The sequence below is a fragment of the Natrinema soli genome (assembly GCF_028618695.1).
The window spans coordinates 1-6,899 of the sequence record NZ_JAQIVI010000040.1; the positions used below are offsets into that span (position 1 = coordinate 1).

Consider the following 6,899-nt stretch of genomic DNA (forward strand, 5'->3'; position numbering starts at 1 on the left):
TGGAGGCTTACCGATTACTTGGTGAAGCTCAGAATAGACCGCGGGATCAGATCGCCGCCGGTCGTGACCGCCAGGACATTCGTCCGGGCGGTCAGTCAATCTCTCCGACAAGGTGGCTAAGCGGAAAGCACTCGGTGTCGCTCGCCTGCGGCAAGCCGCAGGACTCGCGTTCTCTCTCCTAAATCGCGTGTTGGACGCTGCTCGGCACATCTTGCTTAGCGAACCAAGGATTGCGACATAGGATTCGAGAGAGTTCTACTCGGATTTTATTTAATTCCTCCGAAGCTCGTTTGTAGACGCTCTACATCCCAGAAACGTGGTTCGGACCCAGTTTCGAGCATAATCGCAAGACTGCAAGCGGATGAACACCCTCACTATCCACATAATGTACAAAATGTACAAAACCTAAATAGTGGGGAAAATCGACCGAATCTCAATTTAGTCGTTCGTGGCCTGCTCGCTCAGCATCTCCACAACTTCCTGTACACGATCCTCATCAGCTTCGATACCACGCTCTCGGAGGATCTGGAGGGCGACCTCGTCACCGTGGTCCGCAATCACCTGGAGACACGCATCTTGAAACTCTCTTCCCTCGAACTCGGGGACATCAAACATAGAGCATGTGGCAGTCACCGATGATCGCATCCGGATGACACCATTCCACGTCTTCTCCCGGACATAGAAGCCGTGCATATCAGTCTCGTCAAAGGAGAAGGCCGGCCCACCGGTGGATTCGTCCACATCTTCTTCATCATGCTCAGGAGCGGACTCAGTTTCTGACTCTGTGCCCTCGGTAGCTATCTCCTCATCCGGTTGCGGTTCATCTCCAGTGTCAGTACGTTCGTCATCGTCCGATTCTACCTCTTCCTCCGTTTGTTTGAGCTGTTCAGCGACGTCCCCGAAACGGTCGTCCTCATTAGGCATGGCTGTGTTCCTCCACGAGGTCCGCTAAGTGGTCGAAATTCGGGATCTGGTCGCAATCTTCGGCGAACTCCGAGACGGGCATTCCTTGCTTGAAAGCGCGAGAAATCGCAGTCCGTTCGCGGATTCCGGGCTTCGGGATACTATCGATGGTGCGTCCCGAATCATCGAGGCCATCGAAGATCTCCGGGTCGACACGAGCGTACTCAGGGACGAACGAACCGAACTCTCGGTTGAGATTTTCAACGAGAGTCCGATGCTCGTTGTGTTGCCCCATTGTTTCGCGAATCATATTTGGGGTAACCGCGAGGATGTCTAACCCGATATTCTGCCGGATTGGAGAAATTTGGCGTTCAATCATCTTATTGAGGCCGTTAATCGAGCCAGCACGCGGAATCAGCGGAACTATGACGCGCTGGACGGCGATGAGGGCGTTATCGGAGAGTTTTCCACGGCCGCCTGCAGCATCAATTATCACGTAGTCATATCCGTTTTGGATGAGCGGGTCCACCACGTTCCGCCGAAGCTTCACGTCTGCGAACCGTTCGTCCTTCAGCCTCGTCTCCACGTTCTCAAGTTCGTTGCTGGACGGGAGAAGGTGAACACCGAAATCCGTCTCAATAAGCAGGTCTTCGGGGTCCTCCCCATCGATGAGGGCGTCACCGAGGTTAGCATCTCGGTCGTACGCATCGTCGTACCCAAGCTGGGTCGTCATGTGCCCGTCCTTATCCAGATCCAGTAGTACCGTCTCATGGCCGCGAGCAGCGAGTCTATCAGCGATGTTGAGTGCGATCGTGGATTTTCCCACGCCTCCCTTAAGCAACGAGACAGCTGCTCCAGGAAGCCCCTCAAACTCGTCAGCACTCATGGGTCAGCACCCCCGTAATAAATGGATTTTGCACATTTTGTAAGTAATGTACATTGGGTAGATCTTGAAGGTTGCGCGCGTTTCGTTGATAATGTGAGTTTTGCTCCGCTCATACGCGGCTAATGAAGTTCGTCCACCTTAATTCTGCGTCAGACAGATTGCGTGCGTCATCTACACAATCTACATTTTGTACATTTCGTAGATTGTTGCCACAACCCTCATTCGTCATAATCACTGCCAGCCCTACATAATCTACACAATTCGCATTGTCTGAATTTCATACATATTCAATACGATCACCGCCATCCACATCAAGCAACGGAATGAGTGCAATCTGCATTATCTACATTATTCGCATTATGCAGATGGTCTATGATATCTACATTGTCCAGTCCTTCAATAGGAGAGTCCTGAGTGGTGGAACTCAGCCAGAGCTGCTCTACCTCGGCCACCAGTAAGACTTTTAATGGTTACCGGATTATTGGTAACTACCAGATGTACGAGGTTCTCGACGACACGGCAGCGCAGATTATCCTCGCCATCGAGAGTGGAGACTCCATCCGTCGCGTCTCTCAAAACCTCCACACGCCGTATGAGACGGTGAGACAGGCCGTCAATCGCCTCGAAGACGCAGGCTACGTCCGCTATGACGACGGCCTCTCAGTCGTTGACGACCGCGTGAGAGACGCAGCGCGCGAGGTCGTCGCTGCCAGCGCCGGCGTCAGTCCACCATCCATCGAGGAGGCCTACGTCCTCCCACAATTCGGTGACTGGCCGTTCGCGTTCACACGGATCGACGCTGTCTATGTGTGGACCCAGGGCGGCTACCAAGTCGGTCGCGACCCCGACGACTATCCGCTGTTCCTCGCCGTCCGTGACCAGGACGTCGACGCCTGGGAGGCGTTCTTCGAATCGTTCGGCCTCCCGACCGCATTCGAGCGCCAGCCCAGGGAACAGCTCGCAGGACCGCTGCAGATCGTCCTCAATCCCCAACCAGCCCTCGATATCGAACACGTCGGAGGATACCCGGTAATCCCACGAGAGGAGACGATCGCCTACATGCGTGAGCACTACGCGCAGTTCCAGTCGGCACTCTCGATGCTTGACCGGATGTACGAAGATCTCGATCTCGGAGTTGCCTACCGGGAAGCTGAACGGGTTCAGTCATGAGCTTCAATAATCGGAGTAACGCGCTTATCGAACTCCTCGAAGAACTCAACGAGAGCGACCTCCAGTATGTTCTTGTCGGCGGGTACGCCGTCTCGGCGTTCAATGCTCGCTTTTCGACGGATCTCGATATCGTCGTTGCGCCCGACAACAAGGATGGGTTCGTGGAGTTTCTCGAAGACCGCGGGTTCGAGGAAACCGGCAGTCATGCAAAGAAATGGTTCTACGACACGGAAGTCATCGAGTACGAAAAACGCCTTGCCCCGCAGCAACCGATTGGATTTGATCTTCTGGTGAATGGGCTCGGCTGTCGCCAAACTGAGGCACAGTGGTCGTTTGACTATCTGCATGACCACAGTAGAGAACGCGAGGTAGCCGGCGGGACGGTGACGACGACCGCCCGAGCAATTGATGGAGCAGTACTCGTGGCTGCGAAACTCCATAGCGGGCGCGAGGCTGACCTCAGAGACGTCCTTGCGGTTGCCGAGGAGATCGACCTCGACACGGTGACGCCGCATCTACACCGGGGAGATGAGGACGCTCTTCGGACGCAGCTGGAACGCGGGCTCGAGATTCTCGATAGTGAGGACCTCAAGCACGGCTATCGCAGTGATTTCGGTGCATCAGCAATCTCTACGGAGACAATCGCGTCCCTCCGTAACTATCTATCTGAGCAGGTAGAGCAGTTGAGGTGACGTAGTTCTGCTCGGTAGGCGACGTCCGCTACGTGCAAGTCATTAGCGTGTAGCTGCTCAAGAACGACTCAACGAGGATCAGCCGCCACATCGAGAGAAAATCATCTTTTGATCTCGTGCTGGATCAACAAACAGGTATTCCTCTGGCGGCTGTTCAATAGGTGCTGTTACAGCAATTCCTCCATAGTCGATCATCCGTCGATCATCCAGAAATCGTCCTCGTATCCAGCCCAATTGGAGGCCCAATAAATATCTGGACGGATGGTAGTTGCTCTGTATATCACTGGCTCAAGTCCGTCGATAGCCTCGATTTTGGCGTTTCATGGACGATTCTCACACGTATTCGGAAGGCAGTCGGATCCTGTTCCCTTCTGCTGGAGTCACGAGTGACGCGAAAGCCAGCACGATCCTTCCAGTGAAGACCGACCCGCTGCGAGTGCTCGAAATCACAAGAAAGTCGCTTCTCGTGCCTGTTTTTCGATAAATATGTGACTTCATTAACGTGCAAAGCTGAGAATAGTAGTGGCGGTTGTCGTTGATTCCCGAAAAACACGGTTGGCATGAGCTGTGTTGGCCGTTCGTCCGTTGCTATTACCGCCTGAACAAGCATAACACCGGAACAGATGGGGTATGGTATATATAAATAAGCACCGACACCGGAACCATCGGAAGCAAAGGTTAAGAAGGTGGCCTGAGAGAAACTTCATAATGGGTGATTTTAGTTTCGAGCCGACAGGTCGGATCTTCAAAGAGCGAGAAGCCTTACTCGAGGAGTGGACGCCAGACAAACTCGTCGGTCGCGATACCGAACTGCAGCAATACCACGCGGCACTGCAGCCGGTCATTGAGGGCGAGACGCCGTCCAATATATTTCTCTACGGAAAAAGCGGCGTCGGGAAGACGGCCGCGACGCGGTTTCTGCTGAATCGACTCGAAAACAGTGCCGAGGATATCGATGGTCTCGACCTCCATACAGTGGAAATCAACTGTGATGGGCTAAACTCGAGTTACCAAACCGCTGTCGCGCTAGTAAACGAGCTTCGTGATCCCGCGAATCAAATATCAAATACCGGGTATCCACAAGCGTCTGTCTATCAGTTTCTCTTCGACGAAATTGACAGTCTTGGCGGGACGATTTTGATCGTTCTCGATGAGGTAGACCACATTCAGGACGACAGTTTGCTATACAAACTCCCGCGAGCGCGATCGAACGGGGATATCAGTAATGCTCGACTTGGTGTCGTCGGGATTTCGAATGACTTGAGCTTCCGTAATCAGTTGAGTTCGAAGGTCCGCTCGAGTCTCTGTGAGAAAGAAGTCTCATTCTCTGCCTACGACGCAACTGAACTCGTCCAGGTGCTCCGGCAGCGCGAATCCGTTGCATTCCACGACAACGTCCTTGAGGACGGTGTGATCGAAGTCTGCGCTGCTTACGGTGCGAAGGACTCTGGTGACGCGCGGAAAGCACTTGACCTGTTGCTTGAAAGTGGCGATATTGCTCGCGAAGAAAACGCCGATGTCGTGATCGAGAACCACGTCACAGAAGCGAGACGTCGACTTCAGACTGATCAAGTGATCGAAGGGATCAGCAATTACTCCCAGCACGGTCAGCTTGTGTTGTGGGCTTTAACGTTGCTCGAGGAACGTGGCGAGACGCCTGTGCGGACACGAGAGATTCGCGAACCCTACGAAGTGTTGTGTGACCGGGAAGGGTACGATCCAGTCTCAACCCGGGCCGTACGGGAGTACCTCGCGGAACTCGAAACACTAGGGATTATTTCGTCGACCGAGACTAACCGTGGGAAATCCGGTGGCAAGTTCAAAGAACATGAACTCGAACAACCTATTTCGAGCGTGAAAGCCGGCCTCAATGAACTTCTTGGGACGTCGCCGTAGAAGCAACCCCACCGCTTCCGTTGTTCGATTGACTGGAGATTAGGAGTAGACAGGTGGACCACCAACCCCACTATTTCCGATGTTACACTGAAATTTTCTTTGTTCATGGAGGAGGAATACGATAGAGAGACCCCACCACTTCCGCTGTTACATCTACCGGCGGAGCAGACCGAGTGCCTCAGAGCTTGGCCGAGAGAGAAGGCCGCACGCTCCGCTAAACGTGTTCCGTGCGTTCGATGTTCAATAGGGTCTGTCGAAACCTGCCGTCCCGATATAGTATGATTTCTCCCAAAACCTGCCACCCCACAGGTACGCTTCCAAGAACGGTTCGTGTTGTCTCCATATCTCCCGTGTTGTGATACAGTAGACACCCCATCGTTTCCGCTGTTACTGTGGAAGATTGCCACACCCACCCCACTACTTCCGCTGTTAGGTTGTGAGACAGTCTACCTTTGATCACTCTATATTTCTAGTAGGCTAGGATAGACTTAAGATAGGTCAGCAAAAACAACACCCGTAGGCTGTTCAATACCGAATACAAATCACCCTCCTCCCATGGAGGGTGATACAGTTGTTCAATCGCTAACAGCGGAAGTAGTGGGGTGGGTGGGTTCAAGACTTTAGAGGACATCCTTCATATTTCATGAGTCTCATCTTGAGTCTATCAATGTCTAACTCGTTATCTCTTTCACTTATCTAAATCCACAGGTTCTCGGCAGTTGGAGTGTTCAGGTACGGCTCAATCGCTTGGAATGAGTCCTAGCCACCGACCGCCATGATAACCCTGGGGATTACCTTCTTATCGACGAGAAGATACCGTGCATACCGGCGTCAGAGATCATGAGAACTTACGTGCTGATAGTCGGCGTCACCCGTCTTGTCGGCTGTGCGCTCTGCTGTACGCTTTATAACTGCTCGTACACCACGCTCGGTGAGATCAACCAGCGGCTCACCGCTATCGATATCTTCGGCGTTCTGATAGCGGTGGATGTCATCTTCCACATCCTCCAGAAGATAGGCATCTCGAGGCTTTCCGCCATTGCCCGTGGTATCTTTCCTTTCAAGAATGCGAAGACGATAGTGCTCCCCGCCGTCGGTTCGTTTGACGTGTTTCGGCTTCACTTGGGGAATTTCGAATGCTCGGAGCCCAACGTAGCCACCCAACTGGATGATGAGATCGTCGCGATGGTTTGCAGCGGCCCGCCGTAACTCGTCGAGTTCATCGTCGGTCATCTATACCTTGTATTGATCCTCTTTCCCGGTTGCTTCGGGTCGCCTGTAAGCTTCTATAGGGATCAGCGCTCTAGTTCATATCTTCACGGTGCGTAGAGACGAGTATGACTGGATGGGGA

The 6,899-nt window shown here is 53.1% G+C and carries 5 protein-coding genes and 1 pseudogene; 3 read left to right on the forward strand and 3 right to left on the reverse strand.

Annotated elements, in window-relative coordinates; all coding sequences use genetic code 11:
* Nucleotides 1-438 precede the first annotated feature (438 nt).
* Nucleotides 439-924, reverse strand: coding sequence for a DUF7970 domain-containing protein (locus tag PGX04_RS02895; protein ID WP_273737139.1), 486 nt, complete (start codon nucleotides 922-924; stop codon nucleotides 439-441).
* Nucleotides 917-1,789, reverse strand: a complete 873-nt coding sequence (locus tag PGX04_RS02900; protein ID WP_273737140.1) for a ParA family protein — start codon at nucleotides 1,787-1,789, stop codon at nucleotides 917-919. The genes PGX04_RS02895 and PGX04_RS02900 overlap by 8 nt, the downstream gene beginning before the upstream one ends.
* Before the next feature lie 495 nt (nucleotides 1,790-2,284).
* Between PGX04_RS02900 and PGX04_RS02905 the strand changes: the two genes are divergently transcribed.
* The 3 genes from PGX04_RS02905 (at nucleotide 2,285) to PGX04_RS02915 (ending at nucleotide 5,547) form a co-directional block, all read left to right on the forward strand.
* Nucleotides 2,285-2,959 (forward strand): RNA polymerase subunit sigma-70, encoded by a 675-nt coding sequence (locus PGX04_RS02905; protein WP_273737141.1) that lies wholly within the window; start codon nucleotides 2,285-2,287, stop codon nucleotides 2,957-2,959.
* Entirely contained in the window at nucleotides 2,956-3,651 is a 696-nt protein-coding gene (locus PGX04_RS02910; protein WP_273737142.1) for a nucleotidyltransferase domain-containing protein, read from the forward strand. The genes PGX04_RS02905 and PGX04_RS02910 overlap by 4 nt, the downstream gene beginning before the upstream one ends.
* A 708-nt stretch (nucleotides 3,652-4,359) precedes the next feature.
* Complete coding sequence (locus PGX04_RS02915) at nucleotides 4,360-5,547, forward strand: orc1/cdc6 family replication initiation protein (protein ID WP_273737144.1); 1,188 nt, start codon at nucleotides 4,360-4,362, stop codon at nucleotides 5,545-5,547.
* Between the two features lie 762 nt (nucleotides 5,548-6,309).
* Here PGX04_RS02915 and PGX04_RS02925 read toward each other — a convergent pair.
* A pseudogene (locus tag PGX04_RS02925) lies at nucleotides 6,310-6,780 on the reverse strand (site-specific integrase); the annotation flags it as partial.
* Nucleotides 6,781-6,899 lie beyond the last annotated feature (119 nt).

Bases quoted from the DNA above. Each gene is read 5' to 3' on its own strand.
- PGX04_RS02915 (WP_273737144.1), top strand. From the start codon at position 4,360: ATGGGTGATTTTAGTTTCGAGCCGACAGGTCGGATCTTCAAAGAGCGA.
- PGX04_RS02895 (WP_273737139.1), bottom strand. From the start codon at position 924: ATGCCTAATGAGGACGACCGTTTCGGGGACGTCGCTGAACAGCTCAAA.
- PGX04_RS02905 (WP_273737141.1), top strand. From the start codon at position 2,285: ATGTACGAGGTTCTCGACGACACGGCAGCGCAGATTATCCTCGCCATC.
- PGX04_RS02910 (WP_273737142.1), top strand. From the start codon at position 2,956: ATGAGCTTCAATAATCGGAGTAACGCGCTTATCGAACTCCTCGAAGAA.
- PGX04_RS02900 (WP_273737140.1), bottom strand. From the start codon at position 1,789: ATGAGTGCTGACGAGTTTGAGGGGCTTCCTGGAGCAGCTGTCTCGTTG.